General features: G+C 62.8%; 1 pseudogene. It reads right to left on the reverse strand.

The window, feature by feature from the left end:
• Positions 1 to 73: 73 nt before the first annotated feature.
• Positions 74 to 253: pseudogene (locus RhoFasB10_RS26100) on the reverse strand (hypothetical protein); the annotation flags it as partial.

Genomic DNA, 253 nt, shown 5'->3' on the forward strand with positions numbered 1-253 from the left:
ATCGACCTTCCCACCCAACCGGCGAAAGAACTTCCGCACGATCTGCTGATGCTCCTCCCCGATCACCCCGTCCTCACCAGCCCGCGAGGTATCCGCCGACAACGGCTCCAACCGCTCCCCCGTCAACGACGTCCGAAATCGTCCGATACGGCCCGGAGTGGAAGATCGTGGTGCGGATGCACTCGGTCTTGTACAACCCGTTCGCTGATTCGATGAGGGCGTTGTCGTACGCGTCCCCGACCGACCCGATCGA

This window comes from Rhodococcus sp. B10, from assembly GCF_011770055.1.
GTDB classification, from domain to species: Bacteria; Actinomycetota; Actinomycetes; order Mycobacteriales; family Mycobacteriaceae; genus Rhodococcoides; species Rhodococcoides kyotonensis_B.